Source organism: Bacillus sonorensis NBRC 101234 = KCTC 13918, assembly GCF_001592005.1.
Lineage (GTDB): Bacteria > Bacillota > Bacilli > Bacillales > Bacillaceae > Bacillus > Bacillus sonorensis.
The window spans coordinates 47,073-68,778 of sequence record NZ_BCVZ01000001.1 but is presented as its reverse complement, the minus strand read 5'-3'; the positions used below and the strand labels follow the sequence as shown (position 1 = coordinate 68,778).

The 21,706-nt window shown below is 45.1% G+C and carries 18 protein-coding genes; 14 read left to right on the top strand and 4 right to left on the bottom strand.

Annotated features, from left to right (window positions below):
* Positions 1–92 precede the first annotated feature (92 nt).
* Positions 93–1,049, bottom strand: coding sequence for an LCP family protein (locus BTR1S_RS00295; protein WP_006639312.1), 957 nt, complete (start codon positions 1,047–1,049; stop codon positions 93–95).
* 297 nt (positions 1,050–1,346) lie between these two features.
* Between BTR1S_RS00295 and BTR1S_RS00290 the strand changes: the two genes are divergently transcribed.
* Complete coding sequence (locus tag BTR1S_RS00290) at positions 1,347–2,714, top strand: sugar porter family MFS transporter (RefSeq protein WP_006639311.1); 1,368 nt, start codon at positions 1,347–1,349, stop codon at positions 2,712–2,714.
* Between the two features lie 57 nt (positions 2,715–2,771).
* On the opposite strand, the gene BTR1S_RS22345 is transcribed toward BTR1S_RS00290, so the two are convergent.
* Entirely contained in the window at positions 2,772–2,918 is a 147-nt protein-coding gene (locus BTR1S_RS22345) for a hypothetical protein (protein WP_155910198.1), read from the bottom strand.
* A 171-nt stretch (positions 2,919–3,089) separates the two neighbouring features.
* On the opposite strand from BTR1S_RS22345, the gene BTR1S_RS00285 reads away from it, so the two are divergent.
* Entirely contained in the window at positions 3,090–4,229 is a 1,140-nt protein-coding gene (locus tag BTR1S_RS00285; protein ID WP_006639310.1) for a zinc-dependent alcohol dehydrogenase, read from the top strand.
* Positions 4,230–4,280: 51 nt separating this feature from the next.
* Here BTR1S_RS00285 and kduD read toward each other — a convergent pair whose 3' ends face one another.
* A complete protein-coding gene (gene kduD / locus BTR1S_RS00280) occupies positions 4,281–5,045 on the bottom strand; it encodes a 2-dehydro-3-deoxy-D-gluconate 5-dehydrogenase KduD (protein ID WP_006639309.1) in 765 nt (254 codons plus the stop codon).
* Positions 5,046–5,058: 13 nt separating this feature from the next.
* Entirely contained in the window at positions 5,059–5,886 is an 828-nt protein-coding gene (gene kduI / locus BTR1S_RS00275) for a 5-dehydro-4-deoxy-D-glucuronate isomerase (RefSeq protein ID WP_006639308.1), read from the bottom strand.
* Between the two features lie 259 nt (positions 5,887–6,145).
* Here kduI and BTR1S_RS00270 point away from each other — a divergent pair, with 259 nt between their 5' ends.
* From BTR1S_RS00270 to wecB, 12 genes are all read left to right on the top strand, one after another.
* A complete protein-coding gene (locus tag BTR1S_RS00270) occupies positions 6,146–7,159 on the top strand; it encodes a LacI family DNA-binding transcriptional regulator (protein ID WP_006639307.1) in 1,014 nt (337 codons plus the stop codon).
* Positions 7,160–7,269: 110 nt separating this feature from the next.
* Positions 7,270–8,238 (top strand): sugar kinase, encoded by a 969-nt coding sequence (locus tag BTR1S_RS00265; protein ID WP_006639306.1) that lies wholly within the window; start codon positions 7,270–7,272, stop codon positions 8,236–8,238.
* Positions 8,238–8,843, top strand: coding sequence for a bifunctional 4-hydroxy-2-oxoglutarate aldolase/2-dehydro-3-deoxy-phosphogluconate aldolase (locus BTR1S_RS00260; protein ID WP_034326708.1), 606 nt, complete (start codon positions 8,238–8,240; stop codon positions 8,841–8,843). The genes BTR1S_RS00265 and BTR1S_RS00260 overlap by 1 nt, the downstream gene beginning before the upstream one ends.
* A 93-nt stretch (positions 8,844–8,936) precedes the next feature.
* Complete coding sequence (gene kdgT / locus BTR1S_RS00255; protein ID WP_006639304.1) at positions 8,937–9,920, top strand: 2-keto-3-deoxygluconate transporter; 984 nt, start codon at positions 8,937–8,939, stop codon at positions 9,918–9,920.
* A gap of 173 nt (positions 9,921–10,093) precedes the next feature.
* Positions 10,094–11,962 (top strand): anaerobic ribonucleoside triphosphate reductase, encoded by a 1,869-nt coding sequence (locus BTR1S_RS00250; RefSeq protein ID WP_006639303.1) that lies wholly within the window; start codon positions 10,094–10,096, stop codon positions 11,960–11,962.
* Positions 11,959–12,405, top strand: a complete 447-nt coding sequence (nrdG, locus tag BTR1S_RS00245; RefSeq protein ID WP_006639302.1) for an anaerobic ribonucleoside-triphosphate reductase activating protein — start codon at positions 11,959–11,961, stop codon at positions 12,403–12,405. Before BTR1S_RS00250 ends, nrdG begins: the two co-directional genes overlap by 4 nt.
* 181 nt (positions 12,406–12,586) lie before the next feature.
* Positions 12,587–13,537, top strand: coding sequence for a mannose-6-phosphate isomerase, class I (gene manA, locus BTR1S_RS00240; RefSeq protein ID WP_006639301.1), 951 nt, complete (start codon positions 12,587–12,589; stop codon positions 13,535–13,537).
* Between the two features lie 128 nt (positions 13,538–13,665).
* Positions 13,666–16,302 carry an N-acetylglucosaminidase gene (locus BTR1S_RS00235; RefSeq protein WP_029419597.1) on the top strand — a complete coding sequence of 879 codons (2,637 nt, stop codon included), beginning with the start codon at positions 13,666–13,668 and terminating at the stop codon, positions 16,300–16,302.
* A gap of 271 nt (positions 16,303–16,573) precedes the next feature.
* On the top strand, positions 16,574–17,785 hold the full coding sequence (locus BTR1S_RS00230) for a glycosyltransferase family 4 protein (RefSeq protein WP_006639299.1): 1,212 nt from the start codon (positions 16,574–16,576) through the stop codon (positions 17,783–17,785).
* 5 nt (positions 17,786–17,790) lie between these two features.
* Positions 17,791–19,098 (top strand): glycosyltransferase family 4 protein, encoded by a 1,308-nt coding sequence (locus tag BTR1S_RS00225; RefSeq protein ID WP_029419596.1) that lies wholly within the window; start codon positions 17,791–17,793, stop codon positions 19,096–19,098.
* A gap of 51 nt (positions 19,099–19,149) precedes the next feature.
* The gene (locus BTR1S_RS00220; protein ID WP_006639297.1) at positions 19,150–20,427 is read left to right on the top strand and encodes a nucleotide sugar dehydrogenase; all 1,278 of its coding nucleotides are present in this window, start codon (positions 19,150–19,152) and stop codon (positions 20,425–20,427) included.
* Between the two features lie 86 nt (positions 20,428–20,513).
* Positions 20,514–21,623: a non-hydrolyzing UDP-N-acetylglucosamine 2-epimerase gene (wecB, locus tag BTR1S_RS00215; protein ID WP_006639296.1), complete on the top strand. Its 1,110-nt coding sequence runs from the start codon at positions 20,514–20,516 to the stop codon at positions 21,621–21,623.
* The last annotated feature ends 83 nt before the right edge of the window (positions 21,624–21,706 follow it).

Here is a 21,706-nt window from a genome sequence, read left to right as displayed (position 1 = left end):
AAAAGGCTAAACCTAAATTTAAATTTTTTCAATAGTAAATCGTGTTTAAATTAAACAGAAAAAAGGATGATCTAAGATCATCCTTATTCATATTACATGCCCAATTGCTGCTTTAATATTTGCTTTGTTTCAGCGAGATTTTCTTCATCAAGCTTGAAATAGTAGACATTGCTGGGCTGGTAATCGGTCCCTTTCAGCTGAAGGGTGTCGACCGAAGTGATTGAAGAAACGAATGGAAGCAGTCCGATCGCTTCGTTTAATGACAGATTCATCGAAACATTTTTTCCGAGGGTGTCAAGAATATCGTCATACGCCGGTATGGAGGTAACCGATTTGGATTTGTCGATGACCGCTTTCAGCACTTCCATCTGCCGCTGTCCGCGCATTAAGTCGGTATCGGCTTTTCTCGTCCTGACGTAAGCCAGTGCTTCTTCACCGTTCAGCGTCTGAGAACCGGTCTTTAGATTCACTTTTCCTTTTGTATCTTTTGTGATTTGCTTGACGACATAATCGTTCTTAATGGTAACCGGAACGCCGCCGAGTTCGTCGACGATTTCTCTGAAAGCCGTAAAGTTGGCATCAATTACATAATCGACCGGTATATCAAGCAGATTTTCGACGGCTTCAACGCTTAGATCCCGGCCGCCAAGGGAATGGGCATGGGTGATTTTATCAAATCCCCGCCCTGGGATGTTGACATAAGAATCCCGGGGAATGCTCAGAAGCTTTACGGATTTGTCCTTCCTGTTGAATGTGGCAAGGACCATTGCGTCGCTTCGTTCCTTGTTCATATCCTGTCCCGGACGTGCGTCAATCCCCATCATCAGGATCGAAAAGTTATCCTTGCTCGGATTGAATTCTTGAATCCGCTTGACGGACTGGCTTCCCCTTGCAAGGCTGATTTGCGCCTCTTTTGATGCGCTGGCGACTTTAAAGTAGGCATAGCCGCCTGCGGCCGCTGTAGCCGTTATAAGCAAAACAATCAAGAATAATGAGTATTTTACCCATTTTCTCAGCTTTCGTTTTTTCGTTCGTTGCGATCGTGACATCGTGTAAGCTCCTCTTCTATTTATTGAAACATATCATTTCTGTTGAATAAGTGCAAATTTATATAGATTTCAAGATTTTGAATTTACAAAACAGACAGCATTCAGCTATGTGGGGAGATGTAGGCTGGACTGCTATTTATTTTTCGCCACCTATAATAGGACGATAAAAACAAAAAAATGTTTCATTTATTCGGATTCCTTTTAATGGGAGTAACTTTGATGTTTGAAGAATGAGAGATGAGGTAAAAGATTCATAACAGATAACCGCATCCCTGTTTAATAGAGGAGGACGTATTAATGCAGAAAAAAAGATCGAATCTCTGGCTTTATTTTTTTGGAGCCTTAGGGGGGATGCTCTATGGTTATGACACCGGCGTCATCTCCGGAGCGATCCTGTTTATGAAAGAAGAGCTCGGTTTGAATGCTTTTACAGAAGGGCTTGTTGTCAGTGCGATTTTAATCGGGGCGATCTTCGGGTCCGGCTTTTCAGGAAAGCTGACAGACCGGTTCGGCAGGAGGAAGACGATCATGTCGGCGGCCGTGCTGTATTGCATCGGCGGACTTGGTACGGCGATGGCGCCGACTGCGGAATATATGGTGGCCTTTAGAATCGTGCTCGGTCTTGCGGTGGGCTGTTCAACAACGATCGTTCCCCTTTATCTCTCAGAGCTTGCGCCGAAGGAGTCGCGGGGCGCCCTTTCCTCATTAAATCAGCTGATGATTACGATCGGGATTCTTGTTTCTTATCTGATCAATTACGCTTTTAGCGATGCTGGTGCATGGCGCTGGATGCTCGGCTTGGCGATTGTGCCGTCAACCGCTCTTCTGATCGGTATCTTTTTTATGCCTGAGAGCCCGCGCTGGCTGTTGGCGAATGGAAGAGATGGAAAAGCGAGAGCGGTTTTGGCCAAGATGAGAGGCCGAAACAGAGTCGATCAGGAAGTACATGAGATCAAAGAAACGGAAAAGCGGGATAATGGAGGTTTGAAAGAGCTTTTTGAACCGTGGGTGCGCCCGGCATTGATTGCCGGACTTGGTCTAGCCTTTCTCCAGCAATTTATCGGAACAAATACCATCATTTATTATGCGCCGAAAACGTTTACGAATGTGGGATTTGAAAATTCAGCCGCCATCTTGGGCACAGTCGGCATCGGAACGGTAAACGTGCTCATGACGCTGGTGGCCATCCGGATGATCGACAGGCTCGGCCGAAAGCCGCTTCTGCTGTTCGGAAATGCGGGGATGGTCATCAGCCTGATCGTGCTTGCCCTGACCAATCTCTTTTTTGGCAATACCGCTGGTGCAGCATGGACGACGGTTATTTGCTTAGGCGTGTTTATCGTCGTATTTGCGGTCAGCTGGGGCCCGATCGTCTGGGTGATGCTTCCTGAGCTGTTTCCGCTTCACATCAGGGGGATTGGGACAGGAGTATCGACATTAATGCTTCACGCCGGAAATCTTATCGTGACAATCACCTTTCCCGCTTTGCTTGAGGCGATGGGAATCAGTTATTTGTTCCTTTGCTATGCGGGCATCGGGATCGCTGCATTCCTGTTTGTCTTTTTCAAAGTAAAGGAAACCAAGGGAAAGAGCCTTGAAGAAATTGAACACGAGTTAAAGAATGGCGGCGAACGGAAAGCCGGCGGCCGGGCGGCTGACCAGTAGAAAAAAACAGAGGATGGGTGTCAGCTTATCCTCTGTTTTGCCGGACAAATTTCTCCTTTATAATCGTTCATCTTTATGCTCTTTAGCGGCATCTTCATCACCTGCCTGGTCATGGCGGGGCAAATGGCCTGATTTAATCCCGCGGAAAATCAGAAAGAAAACAATGAAAACAAAAAGCCCTCCGACCAGTATTTGCAGCAGCATTACAACACCCCCCAGCAGGAACATCCGTTTATTTTATGTATGAACGAATCCTTTCGATGATTCAGCTTTTTTGAAGGAGGGGCCGATAAGCAAACGTTTGTTTAAAATCTGAATAAGATCACCGGTTTATCCAACACTAAAATGACATGAAAATAATGGGAGTGTGGACAAGTGAAAGCAGTAACGTTTCAAGGGCCTCAGCATATTGAGGTCAATCAAGTGGAGGACGCCAAGATCGAGAAAAAGGACGATATTGTCGTCAGGATCACCTCAACGGCGATTTGCGGCTCTGATCTTCATCTTTATCAAGGGAACTTCCCCCTTCCAAAAGGGTTTCAGCTTGGCCATGAGCCGATGGGAATCGTAGAAGAAACCGGTCCTGACGTGACAAAGGTGAAAAAAGGCGACAGGGTCGTCATCCCCTTCACTGTCGCCTGCGGACATTGCTACTATTGCGAAAACAAGCTGGAGAGCCAATGCGACAATTCGAATCCGCATTATGATTCAGGCGGATATTTCGGCTACTCGGAGAAGTTCGGCAACCATCCCGGCGGACAAGCTGAATATTTGAAAGTGCCGTTTGGCAACTTTACGCCGTTTGTCATTCCGGAATCATGCGAGCTTGAAGACGAATCTCTCTTATTTTTATCAGATGTGTTGCCCACCGCTTATTGGAGCGTGCTTCATGCGGGCGTCAAAAAGGGGGATACCGTGATCGTGCTCGGCTGCGGACCGGTCGGATTAATGGCGCAGAAATTCGCCTGGATGGAGGGGGCGAAACGGGTCATCGCTGTTGACTATTTGGACTATCGTTTAAAACAAGCGAAAGCACTGAACAAAGTGGAGGTGTTTGATTTTACGGAATATCCCGACATGGGAGAGCACTTAAAGGAAATAACGAAAGGCGGCGCAGATGTCGTCATCGACTGTGTCGGAATGGATGGGAAGAAATCGCCGCTTGAGTTTCTTGAGCAAAAATTAAAGCTTCAGGGCGGGACGCTCGGTCCGATTCAGATTTCAACGAAGGCGGTCAGAAAATGCGGTACTGTCCAAATCACCGGAGTCTATGGAAGCAATTATAATATGTTTCCGCTCGGAGCTTTTTTTGCCCGGAATGTGACGCTGAAAATGGGGCAGGCGCCCGTCATCCATTTGATGCCGGAGATTTTTCGGAAAATCGAACGGGGAGCGTTTGACCCGAAAGAAATCATTACGCACCGGCTTCCGCTTGAAGAAGCCGGCCGCGCCTATCAATTGTTCAACGATCATGAGGATGGCTGCATCAAGGTGATCTTAAAACCATCGTTTTGATCTGACGTGCCTGAAGGCTGCCAAAGTTCCGGCAGCCTTCATATATTCTCTTTATCTCGCGAGCCATCCGCCGTCGACAGCCAAAACATGTCCGTTCACATAATCTGAAGCAGGAGATGAAAGGAATACCGCCGCGCCGGCGATGTCGGCGGGCTCTCCCCAGCGCTCCGCCGGAATCCGTTTTAAAATCTCGGTATTCCGGTTCTTGTCCTCGCGGATTTGTTTTGTGTTGTTTGTCGTAATGTATCCCGGTGCGATGGCATTCACCTGGACATTGTATGCGGCCCATTCGTTGGCAAATGACTTGGTCAATCCGGCCACGGCATGCTTGCTCGCCGTATAAGCTGGAACGAGGATTCCGCCCTGAAACGACAGAAGGGAAGCGATATTGATAATTTTCCCATGCCTTCTCTCAATCATGTGTCTGCCGACCGCCTGTGTCAGGATGAAGAGGCTGTTCAAATTGACATTCATGACGGTCTCCCAGTTTTCGCGGGAAAACTCGGCCGCTTTTTCTCTGCGGATCGTACCGGCGTTGTTTACCAAAATATCGATTTGATGACGGTCAAGCACTTCTTTTGTGAAAGCCTCGACTTCATCGGGATTTCCCATGTCGAGTTGATAGGAAGTGAACGTTTTGCCTGTTCCTTCAATCAGCCGTTTTGTTTCATCAAGCCCGCTCGTGTGGGCGGTGCCGACAATATCGGCGCCCGCTTTTGCGAGGGCTTCGGCGATACCTTGGCCGATCCCTGTGCCGGGGCCTGTAACAAGAGCGGTTTTTCCTTCAAGAGAAAAATATGATTCCAGATATCCCATTTGATTCACGTCCTTACCGTATGACATTCATCGGGACGGCATCCATGTCTTTGAATGTATAATTTTCGCCGGCCATCGCCCATATAAAACAGTAATTGGATGTCCCGGAACCTGAATGAATCGACCAGGCAGGCGAAATCACAGCCTGTTCATTCCCGACAACGAGATGGCGCGTTTCAGTCGGTTCACCCATGAAATGGAACACTTTCTCTTCCTCGTGAAGGTCAAGATAGAGATAGACCTCCATCCGGCGGTCATGCACATGGGCCGGCATTGTATTCCACGTGTTGTTGGACTCAAGGAAAGTAATTCCCATCATGAGCTGGCAGCTTTTAATGCCGTCTTCATGGATCACTTTATAAAGGTTGCGGACATTAGAAGACGCTTCATCCCCCAAGTGGTCGTATGGAAGCTCGGAAAGCGCGGCTTTTTGCACAGGATAATGTTTATGGGCTGTCGCGGAAATAAAATAAAACTTGGCAGCGCCTTCATTCAAGCTTGAAAAATAAACGTCTTTGCTCCCCAGACCGATATACAGAAAATCCTTATGCCCTAAAACGTGCTCTTCACCGTCAACCTTTACGGTTCCCGCCTGTCCGACATTCACGATCCCGACCTCGCGCCGTTCAAGGAAATAATCGGTTTTTAAAAAGTCGCCCGCATCAAGCTTAATCGGCTCTTTCACCGGCACGGCTCCGCCGATTACCACCCTGTCCTCATGTGAATAAAACATGTTCAGCTGATTTTCAACAAACAATGAGTCTATTAAAAAATGTTCGCGAAGCTCTGCGGTCGTGAATCGTTTCGCTTGTTCAGGATGAACGGAATAGCGATTTTCCATACTTTCTCCTCCTTGGATTGGACGTTTTCGCTTTGACTTGAATGAAGCATGAAAATGCAAAGTTTTTGGTAACGGTTTCAAACATGAATTGTAAAGCAGATAATGGAAATCGTCAACAGCCTTTTCGATTTTTTCTGAAGATTGTCAATGTAAATCTTCAAATTTAAAAAAACCATTCCAAACTTTTGCGGATGTGGTATGCTGAATGTATAAAGTTTTTGAGATCGGTTTCAAATTTAAGGCGTATAGGAGTACTTGAATGAAGGATAAAAAAGTAACCATCAACGAAGTAGCAGCACATGCGGGCGTATCAAAATCAACGGTTTCCCGGTATATCAACGGGAAAATCGATGCCATATCGCCCAAAAAAGTCAAAAGCATCAAAAAAGCGATCGAGGCGCTAAATTATCGGCCCAGCCAGATGGCGCAGGGACTGAAAGTGAAAAAGAGCAAACTCATCGGTTTTTTAGTAGCCGATATTACAAACCCGTTTTCTGTAGCAACCTTGAGGGGAGTCGAAGAGGTTTGTGATCAGTACGGGTACAGCATCATGGTCTGCAACACGGATAACAGCCCTGAGAAGGAAAGGGAAATGCTGCACAAGCTGAACGCCCATTACATTGAGGGGCTGATTATCAATACAACCGGACAAAACAACGATGTGCTGATGGATCTGATCAGCCAGGACGTCTCCATTGTGCTCGTCGACCGGAAAGTGCCCGGATTGAAGCTTGATGCGGTCACGACAAATAACCGCGAAGTCACAAGCCAAATCGTCCATTACATGTATGACAAAGGCTACCGCCATGTCGGTCTGTTCACAGAGCCGATGGCTGGGATCAGCCCGAGGGAAGAAAGGGCTTCGGCTTACACCGAAATCGCTCTTGAACGCAATGCGGGCCGCATTCCCCAGATATATGAAGTCGATGTGAAAGATAAAGCGGCTCTCATGCAGGCTGTCAAAAGCTTTTTGGCATCCGGTGATGATCAAGGCAAAAAAGCCATACTTGGGAACAACGGGCTCCTGATGCTGAAAATCATCAGCTGCCTTTATGAGATGGGCGCAGCGATTCCGGAGGATGTCGGAATTGCGGGATTTGACGACACCGAATGGTATAAATTAATCGGTCCGGGGATTACAACCATTGCCCAGCCGTCGCACGAAATGGGCAGAGTTGCAATGGAAAGGATTATCAAACGCCTTGAAGGAGATGACAGCGCTCCGCAAACTATCCAGCTTGAGGCGGAATTGATCCTTAGGTCTTCACTATAGCTGAATCTCATCATCAAAAAGAGCACTCATGCCGCCCGTAATCTGGGGGAGAGTGTTTTTCTGGCAATATTTTTGAAACCGGTACCATTTTTCGAAGGAGGAGTGGAAGAATGACACTCGACATCATCACGTTCGGTGAATCCATGACGATGTTCTATGCAAACGAAGCGGGGGAGCTTCATGAAGCTTCTTCGTTTTCCAAGGCGCTTGCCGGAGCCGAGACAAATGTCGCCGTCGGGCTGGCCCGTTTAGGTTTTCGGGTGGGCTGGATGAGCAAGGTCGGCGATGATTCGCTCGGAACCTTTATCTTAAATGAACTGAAAAAAGAACGGGTGGATATTTCTGAAGTCAAACGCACGGCAGGAAGACAAACGGGAATATTGCTCAAATCAAAGGTGGAAAGCGGAGATCCTGATGTAACATATTATCGAAAAGGATCCGCCGCCAGCACAATGGGCGTACACGACTACCCGGGGGATTATTTCAAGCAGGCGAAGCATATGCACATGACAGGCATACCGCCCGCATTATCAAAAAACATGAAAGAATTTGTGCATCATGCCGTCGACCACATGAAAAAACAGGGGAAAACCATTTCGTTTGATCCGAATCTACGTTTCCAGCTTTGGCCTGACGAGCAGACAATGATACACACGATCAACGAGATCGCAGCCCGGGCTGATTGGTTTCTTCCGGGAATCAACGAGGGGAAGCTCTTGACCGGCCTGGACGCACCTGAAGACATTGCGGAATTTTATTTAAACAGGGGAGTCGGGCTAATCGTCGTCAAACTGGGAAAAGAAGGAGCCTACTTCCGGACGGCGGAAAAAACCGGCTATATACCGGGATATGCGGTTGATAGAGTGGTCGACACCGTTGGAGCGGGTGATGGCTTTGCTGTCGGCATCATCAGCGGGCTTTTGGACCGGCTGCCGCTGGAGGAAGCGGTGCAGAGAGCGAATGCCATCGGAGCACTGGCGGTCATGGCTCCGGGGGATATGGACGGCCTTCCGTCAAGAGAAAAATTAACAGAGTTTTTAAGAGTGATGGAAAATCAAAAAATAGGAGGTTCACTATGATGGAAATGTCCATGATCGAAAAAACACAGGAACAGCTTGCAAACGCCGGCCTGATCGCAGTCGTCCGCGCCAAAGGCATGGAGGCGGCGGATGATGCCATTCATCGTCTCATCGATAAAGGAATCACCGCGATTGAAATCACTTACACCACTCCTGGAGCGTCTGAGTTGATTGCAAAATTCGCGAAGATGGACGGTCTTCTTGTCGGCGCGGGTACGGTCACCGAGGGTCTGCAGGCGCGGGAAGCCGCCGATGCGGGGGCGAAATTTATCGTCAGCCCCGGGTTTTCAGGGGAGCTGGCTGATGAAGCCGCATCATTGGATGCATTTTTTATTCCGGGTGTCATAACGCCGAGCGAAATTATGGAAGCGGTGTCAAAGGGGTTTCGCATTCTTAAATTATTTCCAGGCGGAACATCAGGCATTTCCTATATGAAAAATTTGGCGGGTCCATTCCCGGACATCCGCTTTATTCCGACCGGGGGAATTCATCCCGGCGATGTGGAAAAATGGCTTGACGCCGGAGCGCTGGCCGTAGGAGTGGGAAGCCAGCTTGATAAAGTGTCGGCAGAAGACCTTCAGCGGATTTTCCAAAGACGGATGTAAACAAAAATAAAGCATGCCGCAGCATCGTCACGATTTTAGGCTTTTCAGATCAATAGCTTTGTTTTGTCATTAACTGAGATGGGAGAAAAAATGATGAAAATTAAAGCAACGATTGAACGTGTGCCTGGGGGCATGATGATTATTCCGCTGTTTTTGGGAGCGGCGCTGAATACGTTTGCTCCCGGAACGGCCGACTTTTTTGGTGGATTTACAGGAGCCTTGATTACAGGAACGCTGCCGATTTTAGGGGTATTTATTTTTTGTGTTGGGGCCACCATCGATTTTCGCTCTTCAGGCTATATCGCCAGAAAAGGCTTGACACTGCTGATTGGAAAAGTAGGCTTTGCTGCTTTATTGGGCTTGATCGCTTCACAGTTTATTCCTGACGAAGGAATTCAATCGGGATTTTTTGCGGGCTTGTCCGTTCTTGCCATTGTAGCGGTCTTGAATGAAACGAACGGCGGACTCTATTTGGCATTGATGAACCATATGGGACGGAAGGAAGACGCAGGGGCTTTCGCTTTTATCAGTACGGAGTCCGGGCCGTTTATGACTATGGTGACGTTTGGTGTGACAGGATTGGCGGCATTTCCGTGGGAGACGCTCGCTGCAACCGTCATTCCGTTTTTGCTCGGCTGCATACTCGGAAATCTTGACCATGAACTGCGTGACTTATTCAGTAAAGTCGTCCCGGCGATCATTCCGTTTTTCGCATTTTCATTAGGGAATACGCTCGATTTTAGAATGCTCGTCAAATCCGGCCTTTTAGGGATTTTTGTCGGTGTGTCGGTCGTCATTCTGTCGGGAGCCTCTTTATACTTGCTCGATCGTCTGATTGCGAGGGGGGACGGTGTGGCCGGAGTGGCGGCATCATCTACGGCCGGCGCGGCGGTAGCCGTTCCATATGCACTGGCGGATGCAAACCCGGTGTTTGCCCCGGTGGCTGAGTCGGCTACGGCCATCATCGCAACTAGCGTCATCGTCACCTCGCTTCTGACGCCGCTTGCAACCATTTGGATAGAAAAACGGGTCAAACATAGGAAACCTCCAAAACAGATCACCATAGACTATAAATAAATGAAGGCTATAGGCGCCGCGGAATATTCCATTCTGCGGCGCTTTTTATGATGCCTTTTCCGAGAAAGTCACGAAATTGCTAAAATTATAGAATAAAAACTGTGCTAATATCAATATGTAGTGTTTTTTAAAAAATGAAAACACAATATATGCCATTGATAGGAGAGTTAAGGATGAAACCTGGCGTTAAAGAGCAGGGATTACTGCAATTAACAGAGACATTTCACGACATTGTAGGATATGGAAACCACGATATAATGCAGGAAAACGCAAATGTAGACGGACGTTCGCCGATGGGGCAAATGAGCCGGTTTGCATCTGAGAGCGCGAGACATTATGCGCTTCATTATTTAATGTCGCCGGAAATTAAAAAAGCGGTCGATGACAATTTTCTATACCCGCACGATCTGGATTTTATGGCCAGCGGTACAACAACCTGCTGTCAGATTCCTTTGGGGCAGCTGCTGCAGGATGGATTTCACACAGGACACGGGTCCCTCAGAGAACCGAAAGACATCATGAGCGCGCTGTCTTTAGCGTCGATTATTTTCCAGTCCAATCAAAACATGCAGCACGGGGGCCAGTCATTTCCGATGTTTGACTACGACCTTGCCCCTTACGTCCGCAAAACATTTGAAAAACACGTGAAGAGGATCAAAGAATATCCGACAACATTAACTGAAGAAGAAATAGCTGAAAAAGCTTGGCAAGAGACCGACAATACCACTTATCAAGCCTGTGAAGCATTCATACATAATGCCAACAGCATGCATTCCAGAGGAGGCGGACAAGTTCCCTTCGTCTCCATTAATTACGGAACTGACACATCAAGGGAAGGCCGGATGCTGATCAAAAACATTCTCAAGGCGACAAAAGCCGGTTTAGGCAAGGGAGAAACACCCATCTTTCCGATTCAAATTTTTAAGATGAAAGAAGGGGTCAATGTCCACAAGACGGATCAAAACTACGACTTATATCAGCTGGCATTAGAAACAAGCGCCGAAAGGCTGTTTCCCAACTTTAGCTTTATCGATTCACCCGTGAACAAGCCATTTTATGATGGAACGCCTGAAAGCGAAATTGCCTATATGGGATGCAGAACCCGCGTGATGTCCAACATAAATGGGAAAGAAAACAGCATCGGCAGGGGAAATTTATCTTTTACCTCAATCAACATTGTGAAAATCGCCCTGCTGAGCGAAAACACTGAACAGTTTTTCACATCGTTAAGCCATTATATTGATTTAACCATTCAGCAGCTGTTGGAAAGGTACGCTTTTCAATGCAAAAAAAGAGCGAAAGACTTTAAATTTTTATATTCCCAAGGAATCTGGCACGGAAGCGAGCAATTGGGTCCTGATGACACGCTTGAAGACGTGCTCAAGCACGGCACCTTGAGCATCGGCTTTATCGGATTGGCTGAAGCCTTGACCGCTTTGACGGGAAAACATCACGGAGAAAGCGATGAGGCCTTTGAATTGGGTAAACGAATCGTCCAATTTATGCGGGACAAGGCAGATGAAGCTACGGAAAAACACAAGCTCAATTTTTCATTGATCGCCACCCCTGCCGAAGGGTTGTCAGGAAAGTTCGTCAAAAAAGACAGAATCCAATTCGGCGCTATCAAAAATGTCACGGATCGGATTTATTATACGAACTCGTTTCATATTCCCGTCCATTATAAGCTGACGGCGATAGAAAAGATCAGAAAAGAAGCGCCCTTCCACATGATGTGCAACGGCGGACACATCAGCTATATCGAGCTTGACGGGGATCCGAAGAAAAACATACAAGCGATGGATACAATCGTTAATGCCATGCGCAGGGAAGGCATGGGCTACGCCTCTATCAATCATCCGGTCGATCATTGCAAAGCGTGCGGATTCACCGGCATTATTGATAACGAATGCCCGCAATGCAAAAACAGCGATGAAGCTTTAATTGAACGAATCAGACGGATTACCGGATATTTGGTCGGTGACATGTCGAAATGGAATTCCGCTAAAAGACAAGAAGAAAAGGACAGAGTGAAGCACCAATGAAAGTGATGAATATAATCCATGACAGCATAGTAGACGGAGAAGGTTTGAGAACCGTTGTTTTTTTGGCGGGCTGCCCGCATATGTGCGAAGGCTGCCACAACAAACAGAGCTGGAACATCAATAACGGCTTTGACATGAGCATTGATGAAGTCTATGAGGAAATCATGAAGAATCCCCTGACAAATGTAACCTATTCCGGAGGAGAGCCGCTCCTGCATACCGGTGAACTGATTGAACTCTCCAAGAGGATTAAGCAGGATTCTGAAAAGGATATATGGCTGTACAGCGGATATACGTATGAACAGATTTTAAACAATGACAAACACAGCGCCCTGCTGGAATATTGCGATGTATTGGTGGACGGTCCGTTTGAACTCAATAAAAGGGATCTGACATTGCTCTACAGGGGAAGCTCAAATCAAAGAATCATCAAACTGACATGAAGAAGAAGCCCGCGGGCTTCTTCTTGTTTTTGGTAAACACATAGGGCGCCCGGGATTGACTTCCTGCCATATAGCGTCATAATAAATATGAAAAGGTATAGAAGTAAAATGAAAAAGAAAGCGTTTTATTTCTGTGTTTTGCCTGGTTGTATAAGAGACGACAAAGGGAGGAGATGGCTGCATGACGCAATCACCGATATTTCTACAGCCTCAATTCAAAGAAAGAATATGGGGAGGGACCGCTTTAAGAGATCGATTCGGCTATGATATCCCCTCTGACCTGACAGGTGAGTGCTGGGCCATATCCGCCCACCCGAACGGACCGAATGTAGTGGCCGGAGGGCCTTATCGAGGAAAAACGCTTGCCCAGCTTTGGGACGAGCATCGCGAACTGTTCGGCGGGACGGAAGGGGACCGTTTTCCGCTGCTGACGAAAATTCTTGATGCCAACAAAGATTTATCTGTCCAGGTTCATCCGGACGACTATTATGCCGGTGAACATGAAAACGGTGAACTTGGCAAGACGGAATGCTGGTATATCATCGATTGCAAAGAGGATGCCGAAATTGTATACGGACACATGGCAAGGACGCGGACGGAGCTTGTCACGATGATCAACAGCGGGGATTGGGAAAACCTGTTGAGGCGGATCAAGATCAAACCGGGCGACTTTTATTATGTGCCAAGCGGTACAATCCACGCTCTTTGCGAAGGCACACTTGTGCTTGAAACCCAACAAAGCTCTGATACGACATACCGTGTATATGACTATGACCGGACAGATCAAAATGGCGAAAAGCGCGAGCTTCATCTCGAACAGGCCATCCATGTCACCACCGTCCCGCATGTTGACGGATATACTGATGAATCAACGGAAACGAATAAAGGGATCACGATTAAAACATTTGTGGAAGCAGAGTATTTTTCAGTATACAAGTGGGATGTCGACGGCCGCGCCGAAATGACCCAGGACCAGCCTTTCCTGCTCTGCAGCGTCATTAAAGGTGAAGCGGAACTGATGCAGGGAGGCGATGTATACCATATCCAAACAGGGACGAATTTGATCCTGCCGGCGGAAACCGGCGATTTTACCATTGACGGGACATGCGAGCTGATCGTTTCACATATATAAAAAAAGCCTGACGACCTAAAAAGGGGCCGTTAGGCTTTTTTTATTATGAAACATTATATGCAAGGTGACGATAAAAAGAGAAAGCGAGTTTCATAAGAAAAGAGACTCGGGTGGGGGGAAACAAAAACGTGAACAAGTACATCAGGAAAGCCACTTTTTTCGCTGCGGGCCTGCTTTTCATCCAGGCGGCTTTTACAGCGAGCCCTGCATTTGCAGCATATACGGATACGTCCGTATACAAGATTGAAACGACGAAAGAGTTCAGCAGCCAAACCGAAGCTGAAAAAGCAGCCGAACGCCTAAAAAAAGATACGGGGTGGAAAGCTGATGTTCAAACATCGGGAAGAAACGGCACGACATATGAACTGGCAACGGGCGGCATTGATGGGGAAAACAAAACCAAAAGCCTGCTTCTTCAATTCGGAAAAGAAACCGGCCTGAAAGGAACATACGCCCCCATTGGCAAGCGGGAGCCTTTAGCAAAAGCCGTCTCAAAAGAATTTCCGGGAGAAGCGAAAGCGAAAGAACTCGCTCTCCAATTCAAAAAAGAAACCGGTTTGCAAGCGTCCTACGTGAAAACGGGGAAACAGGAATCTTATGTTAAGGTCATCTCTGATCCAGTAAAAGGAGAACAACAAGCAAAAGCCCTGCTGGCGCGCTTTGAAAAAGAGACGGGCCTACAAGGAACCTACGGCCCATACGGAGCGGGACAGGGCACGGTAAAGCTGATCTCCGGGGAAATAGAGGGAGAAAGCAAAGCGAAACGCCTGCTCCCGCAATTCAAAAAAGAAACCGGTTTGAAAGGATCGCTTGAGCTTGTCAAAAAACAGGAAGCGCAATATCAAGTCATAACAGGCGCCATACAGGGGGAGACAAACGCCAAAAACCTGCTGAAACAGTTTGAAAATCAGGTGAAGATCAAAGGCGCCTATGAAGCGGCAGGTCGCCCTGAACAGCTGTACAATGCAGTATCAGGATACTTCAGCGATGAAAAAACCGCTCAAAACGCCGCCGCTCAGATTAAAAAAGCTGCGGGTGTTTCCTCAAGCGTTGAAAGAGTGAAAAAAACGCGGTACTGGGTCGTCAACATGAAGAATCTTGACAGTCAAAAATTGAGCAAAGTCAGCGCTTTTTTCAAAAAGAAAACATGGCGCTATACGTCCTCAAAGGCGGGGAAAAAGCAAACGGCCTTCCGGATTGTCTCTTCCCAGACTGCAAATCAAAATAAAGCGGCCGTAGGAGTCAATTTTTTTAAAAGCAAAAAGGTGAAGGCGTCGTCTGTGCAAAAGAAAGGAAGCACAACAAGCAGCCGCTACCGGATTGTCTCCGCTGAAACAGCAGCGCAAAGCCAGATCACAAAGGCGCTTCAGTTCTACAGCAAAAATGGGGCCCCGGGAACAGCGGCCCAAACGGGAAAGAAAATATACAGCCAATACAGACTGGCATCTGAAGCTGTTTTCGACCAGGGAAACATCACAAAAGCGCTCCGCTTCTTCCAAACAAACGGCATCAAAGCGGCCGCACAAAAAACAGGACAATTACACAGCCAATACAAACTGACGTCTGAAGCGGTGATCGGCCAGGAAAAGCTGGCCAAAGCCCTCAAGTTCTACAGCAAACAGAAGATCGCGGGTACAGTTCAGCCGACCGGGAAATACGGCTACAGGCAATACAAGATCACATCAGCCCCAGTTTCAAGCAAATCAAGTCTTGATAAGGGCGTGGCGTTTTTCGGGAAACACCATATCAGTGTTTCTTATCGCACAAAAACGACCAGCCTGTACACAGTGGTGATAAACGAACAATTCACAGGAAAAGACCGCGCCGAAGCGGCTGCCAATGTGATCAAAAAGAACTACGGATGGCCGGTCAATATCATGAAAATCAAAGACGGCCCGCAAATCATGACGACCGACTACGGGATCACGCTGAACCAGATGATTGACAAACAGATGAAGGCCAGCCCGCAAACCGATGCTGCGGCATATGTTTCTTTAACCTATATCAATACGGCAAATCAAACCGTAACAGCGGATGTCCTGAACGTCAGATCAAGCCCCCGTGCGGCGGGCGGAAATATCATCGGCCAGCTGAAAAAGGGCGATAAGGTCAACATCATCTCCCATGAGTCGGGCTGGGCGAAGATCAGAATGAACTGGAGAAATGCCAGCAGAGAAGAAGTCGAGAAATATGTCAACCCTGAAAAGTTCACACAAGACAGTTCATCATATTTTCAATTTTTAAAGCTATCAAAAACGGCCGGTTTGAATGCCGCGGAAGTCAATGCGAAAATCCTTTATAACAAAGGGATTTTGACCGGAAAGGGCCAGGCATTTATAGATGCCGCGAGAAAATACAGCATCAACGAACTCTATCTCATATCCCACTCCCTTCTCGAAACAGGGAACGGCACCTCGGCATTGGCAAGAGGAACGAGCTTCAACGGCAAAACGGTTTACAATATGTACGGAGTCGGAGCATATGACAGCAACCCGCTCTACTACGGTGCAAAATACGCCTATGAACAAGGCTGGTTCACACCAGAAGCCGCCATTGTGGGCGGAGCCAAATTTATCGGCGAAAAATACATTCACAACCAGACCTACAACCAAGACACGCTCTATAAAATGAGATGGTCGCCAAACGCCCTCCATCAGTATGCGACTGATGTCGGCTGGGCCGCCAAGCAAGTCGGAAGAATGTACAGTCTGTATACATTGCTTGATCAATATACGCTGTATTATGATGTGCCGGTGTATCGGTGACCTATAGGAAGCAGGGACTTGCTTCCTATTTATTTTTCGGTTTTGTACATCCATTTTCCTAAAAAAGCAAATGAGAATTATGTCGAAATTCGTAAAACCCCGTTGCAATTGTCGTTTTGTAAATATTATAATCTAGATAGACTTACAAAATTATATGAATCTGCTTCATTTGGTATGTCTACCATACATTTGTTATTTTTTAGGTGGTTGATAATCGATTTAAAAATAAAAATTTATATTTAATTTTTTGTGGAAGTGCGGGGAGTTTTATTTGAAAGTTAAAATTTTAATGATTACACAGAATTTTTATCCTGAAATCGGCAGTGCGGGTAACCGTATGAAGAACATGTTCCTCATGCTTAAACAAAAAGGATATCATGTAGAAGTTTTAACTACTGAGCCGACCTATCCTTCCAGAGAAATTTATTCTCAAGACTGTTTTTGGAATGAACAAGAGATCGATTCGGATCAAAACATTACTCGATTGTCGGTACAAAACAAACGATATTCTTCCAGCCTTTTCAGCCGTCTTTTCTATTATCTGGAGATTATGTTGAAGATGTTTTTTTATGTCACAAAGGATAAAAATAAATATGACATTGTGTTTGTTACTTCTCCGCCTATTTTTGTAGCTTTTGTCGGACTAGTGGCGAAATACCGTTATAAGGCGAAACTGCTGCTGGATATTAGGGATTTATGGCCAGAATCCTTAAAAGGTGTGGGTGTATTTCATCATTCTTGGGTCATTTGGCTTTTTGAAAAAATGGAGTCTGCTTTATATAGGAAGGCAGATCATATCATCATCAACAGTGAAGGATTTAGAAATCATTTTAAAAAAAAATCAGAGGATTTAATGAAAAAATTGATGTTTCTTCCGAATGCGGCTAGAAAAAATGAGATGGTGTTAAGGGAGGGGCGTCAAGACACTCTTAAATTTCACGTGGTGTATGCAGGCAATATCGGTCTAGCTCAAGATGTCACAATCTTGAAGCAGCTTGCTGAAAAACTTGATCTTCATAATATTTCTTTAACCGTTATCAGCTATGGGGTTCACAAGCAGAACTTTGCGGACTTTGTTCATCGCCATGATCTTAAAAATGTAAATCTTTTAAAACCGATGGGGAGGCAAGACTGTTTAAATCGGATGGCTCTCTGTGATGTCGGAATAGCCACATTAAATAATTCCAATGTGTTTGAAACCGTTTTGCCTGGAAAAATTATTGACTATTTAACATGCAGACTTCCTGTTGTGGCTTCATTATCAGGTTATCCTAAAAACATGATTGAGAATGAAAAAATCGGTTTTGTAACAAACAGTCAATCAGTAGATGAAATGGTAGATTATATTTTAAAGCTTCATCATAACCCTGAACTGTTGCGGGTGATGAAGTCGAATTGCGGGAAATTTATCGAAAAAAATTTCTTGTGGGAAAATAATATTAACAAGTTAACAAATTTGATAGATAAACTTGCCAAAGGTTGATTATGATGATGAGAACGAAAGTTTGTATGTTTGTCTGGAATCATTTCACAAATGACGCTAGGGTGATGAGAGAATGTACGGCTTTGTCTGAAGATATCTACGATGTAGACTTGATTTGTATAGACGATCCGAAAAACCCTGATCTTAAAACCTTTGAAGAATACAATCAACATTTTCGGGTTCACCGTGTAAAAAGATACCCTGATAGCATGATGTTTCTACAAAAAGTCTACAAAAGCTTAAGGCAATCCAAACCTCTGCTGCTCTTGGCTTGTCTTTTATGGTTGTTAGGGATTTATTTTCTGCCGATTCCTGTCATCCTTTGTACTTTTTTTGCTTTTGTTGTTCTCAAAACGAAACTTAACACAGCTATTGTTAGAGGAAGTATCATCTTAAGAATGATTTTAAAAGGTGTAAATAAAAAATATGATATATATCATTCAAATGATTTAAATACGCTTCCGCAAGGCTACATTTGTTCAAAGTTCCGCCTAAAGAAAAAAAAGCTGATTTATGATTCTCATGAAGTTCAGACAAGCAGAACAGGATATGACAGCAGCTTTTACGGAAAAATGGAAGCTTTTTTGATTAAAAAAATAGATGCCATGATTGTCGAAAACCATACAAGAGCGAAGTATAATGAGGAGCTTTACGGTTTTTATCCGTATGTCGTTCATAACTATCCATTTAAGCAAACAGAGTCTATTGAAAAAGTGGACCTCCGCAAATTATTGAACCTCTCCGAAAATGAAAAAATACTGTTGTATCAGGGAGGCATACAAACGGGGAGAGGGCTTGAAAACCTTGTTAAAGCGGCCCCGAAGTTTAATGAAGGAACCCTTGTGTTCATTGGAGACGGCCGAATAAAGCCTGATTTAGAAAAAATGGTTGGGGAATTGGGTATCGGAGACAGAGTGAAATTTCTGCCCAAAGTTCCATTGGCTGACCTTCCTAAATATACACGAAATGCATATTTAGGCTTTCAAGTTTTAAATAATGTTTGTTTTAATCACTATTCTGCATCTTCTAACAAGCTATTCGAGTATATGATGGCCGGAGTTCCGGTTGTCGCTTGTAACTTTCCTGAAATCAAGAGGGTGGTAGAGGGGGAGGGAACCGGTGTAATAGTAGATTCCCATGACTCGGATTCTATTGCTGAAGGGGTTAACAAGCTGTTGAGCGACCCTGGTTTAAGAGAAGAGTTAAGTAAAAACAGTCTAAGAGCAAGAGATTTATATAACTGGGAGCAAGAGAAAACCGCTTTTTTAACAGTTTATAGTAAATTTAATACGGATCATTTGATGTGCGAATAGGTATTATTCACTAGAGCCAATGAATTATTTGCGAAAAGGAGCGTATAAAATATGAAAATCTGCACCATAGGTCTTGGTTATATCGGACTGCCCACATCTATTATGTTCGCAAAGCACAATGTTGAAGTCGTAGGTGTTGATGTGAAGCAGGAAGTAATCGATTCTTTGAATGCTGGCATCATCCATATTGAAGAGCCGGGGCTTCAGGAAGCCTTGAATGAAGTGGTTCAAGCAGGCAATTTTAGGGCCTCTTTAGAGCCGGAAGAAGCCAACGCGTTTATTATCTCTGTGCCGACCCCCAATCGAAATGATGAACATAAATCCTGTGATTTAACATATGTGCTTGACGCGGTTAAGACGATTCTTCCTTTTATTAAAAAAGGAAATGTCATTATTGTTGAATCAACGATCGGACCGAGAAGCATGGATGACTATGTAAAACCTCTTGTGGAGGAAGCAGGCTTCGTCATCGGCGAAGATGTGTACTTAGTTCACTGTCCTGAAAGGGTACTTCCTGGTCAGATTCTTCACGAATTGGTATATAATAATCGTATTGTGGGTGGAATTACTCCGGCCTGCACGGAAGCGGGAGCAAGAGTTTACAGCGCATTTGTCAAAGGTGAAATGATTAAAACAAATGCTAAAACGGCGGAAATGTCAAAGTTGATGGAAAACACGTTTAGAGATGTAAATATCGCTTTGGCAAATGAACTTGCAAAAGTGTGCAATGAACTTGAAATCGATGCCCTTGATGTCATTGAAATGGCCAATAAACACCCCAGAGTCAATTTACATCAGCCTGGACCGGGTGTAGGCGGACATTGTTTAGCAGTCGATCCGTACTTTATCGTGGCCAAAGCGCCTGAAACTGCTAAGCTGATCGACCTTTCCCGTTCCATTAATACATCAATGCCGTATTATGTGGCGGACAACGTAAATGCGTTATTAGAGAAAACAAATGGAAAAACGATCACTGTATTTGGCCTTACATATAAAGGGAATGTGGATGATATAAGAGAAAGCCCTGCGATGGAAATCTATGAAATATTAAAAGAACAGGGAAGATATGAAGTAAGGGCATATGATCCACATGTAAAAAAAGACTTTGTAATAAACGATATTGAAGAAGCCGTGGAAGAGTCTGATTTAATTTTAATTTTAGCCGATCATAATGAATTTAAAGAATTAAACTGGGCTCAGCTATCAAACATGTCGACTAAGCAAATATTTGATACAAAGAACATCGTGAAAAACCGTTCAAACGATTTTAAATATATCAATTTTGGAAGTCTGCATGAATCCGTTCAAAAAGAAACGGTCTTGGCTTAATCGTTAATGCTCCTAATTCATTTTTCAGCCAGCTGCTGTGAGATTGAATAGCTCTTTAAGATACAATGACAAGCGGAGGTAAAGCATTGAAAAAAATAAAAGTTATGACCATATTCGGGACTCGTCCGGAGGCGATTAAAATGGCTCCTCTTGTCCTTGAACTTAAAAAATATCCTGATCATATCGAATCTTTGGTCACCGTTACGGCACAACATAGGCAGATGCTTGACCAGGTTCTGAATGCTTTTGGTATTCAGCCGGACTTTGATCTGAATATTATGAAGGACCGGCAGACATTAGCAGATATCACCACGCGGGCACTGTCAAAATTAAATGAATTATTAATTGAGGAAAAACCTGATATTGTTCTTGTACACGGAGATACAACAACTACTTTTGTCGGCAGCCTTGCTGCGTTTTATAATCAAATCTCTGTAGGACATGTAGAGGCAGGACTGAGAACCAGAAATAAGTACTCTCCTTTTCCTGAAGAAATCAACCGTCAGATTACGGGCGTCATTGCAGATTTGCATTTTGCGCCTACAGAAAAGTCTAAACAAAACCTTTTAGAGGAAAACAAAGATCCTGAACAAATCTATGTGACGGGAAACACTGCGATAGATGCCTTAAAAACGACTGTCCGGGATGATTATCATCATGAAGTACTTGATCAGCTAGGTGATGACCGGATGATCCTTTTGACCGCTCACCGAAGAGAAAACATAGGTAAACCTATGGAAAATATGTTTCGGGCTATCAAAAGAATTGTTGAAGAGCATGATGACGTTCAAGTTGTGTACCCCGTCCATTTAAATCCAGTTGTCAGGGAAACAGCAGAGCAAATCTTGGGAAGCCTTGATCGCGTTCATTTAATTGAACCTTTGGAAGTCATCGATTTCCACAACTTCGCTTCAAAATCATATTTGATTTTAACCGATTCAGGAGGAGTGCAGGAAGAAGCTCCTTCATTAGGAAAGCCCGTGCTTGTTTTGCGGGATACGACAGAAAGACCTGAAGGAATCGAAGCAGGGACATTAAAGCTTGCAGGTATAGAAGAAGAAGTCATTTACAAGTTGACTAAACAGCTATTAACAGATGAGGAAGAATATAAAAAAATGTCTAAGGCTTCTAATCCTTATGGAGATGGACATGCATCCAAGCGCATTGTCGAAGCTCTTCTCCAATATTTTTCATGAAATAATCGATAGTCTGCCGGATGGCAGACTATCATCAATTGTGTGGAATTTATTTTATATTCCCTCACTTATGCAGAAAGGGA

What these genes read in the sequence shown, in the direction of transcription:
- manA (WP_006639301.1), top strand. Translation starts at nt 12,587, where the DNA reads ATGACGCAATCACCGATATTTCTACAGCCTCAATTCAAAGAAAGAATA.
- BTR1S_RS00260 (WP_034326708.1), top strand. Translation starts at nt 8,238, where the DNA reads ATGGAAATGTCCATGATCGAAAAAACACAGGAACAGCTTGCAAACGCC.
- BTR1S_RS00220 (WP_006639297.1), top strand. Translation starts at nt 19,150, where the DNA reads ATGAAAATCTGCACCATAGGTCTTGGTTATATCGGACTGCCCACATCT.
- BTR1S_RS00225 (WP_029419596.1), top strand. Translation starts at nt 17,791, where the DNA reads ATGATGAGAACGAAAGTTTGTATGTTTGTCTGGAATCATTTCACAAAT.
- BTR1S_RS00250 (WP_006639303.1), top strand. Translation starts at nt 10,094, where the DNA reads ATGAAACCTGGCGTTAAAGAGCAGGGATTACTGCAATTAACAGAGACA.
- kduI (WP_006639308.1), bottom strand. Translation starts at nt 5,886, where the DNA reads ATGGAAAATCGCTATTCCGTTCATCCTGAACAAGCGAAACGATTCACG.
- BTR1S_RS00290 (WP_006639311.1), top strand. Translation starts at nt 1,347, where the DNA reads ATGCAGAAAAAAAGATCGAATCTCTGGCTTTATTTTTTTGGAGCCTTA.
- BTR1S_RS22345 (WP_155910198.1), bottom strand. Translation starts at nt 2,918, where the DNA reads ATGCTGCTGCAAATACTGGTCGGAGGGCTTTTTGTTTTCATTGTTTTC.
- BTR1S_RS00295 (WP_006639312.1), bottom strand. Translation starts at nt 1,049, where the DNA reads ATGTCACGATCGCAACGAACGAAAAAACGAAAGCTGAGAAAATGGGTA.
- BTR1S_RS00265 (WP_006639306.1), top strand. Translation starts at nt 7,270, where the DNA reads ATGACACTCGACATCATCACGTTCGGTGAATCCATGACGATGTTCTAT.
- BTR1S_RS00270 (WP_006639307.1), top strand. Translation starts at nt 6,146, where the DNA reads ATGAAGGATAAAAAAGTAACCATCAACGAAGTAGCAGCACATGCGGGC.
- kdgT (WP_006639304.1), top strand. Translation starts at nt 8,937, where the DNA reads ATGAAAATTAAAGCAACGATTGAACGTGTGCCTGGGGGCATGATGATT.
- kduD (WP_006639309.1), bottom strand. Translation starts at nt 5,045, where the DNA reads ATGGGATATCTGGAATCATATTTTTCTCTTGAAGGAAAAACCGCTCTT.
- nrdG (WP_006639302.1), top strand. Translation starts at nt 11,959, where the DNA reads ATGAAAGTGATGAATATAATCCATGACAGCATAGTAGACGGAGAAGGT.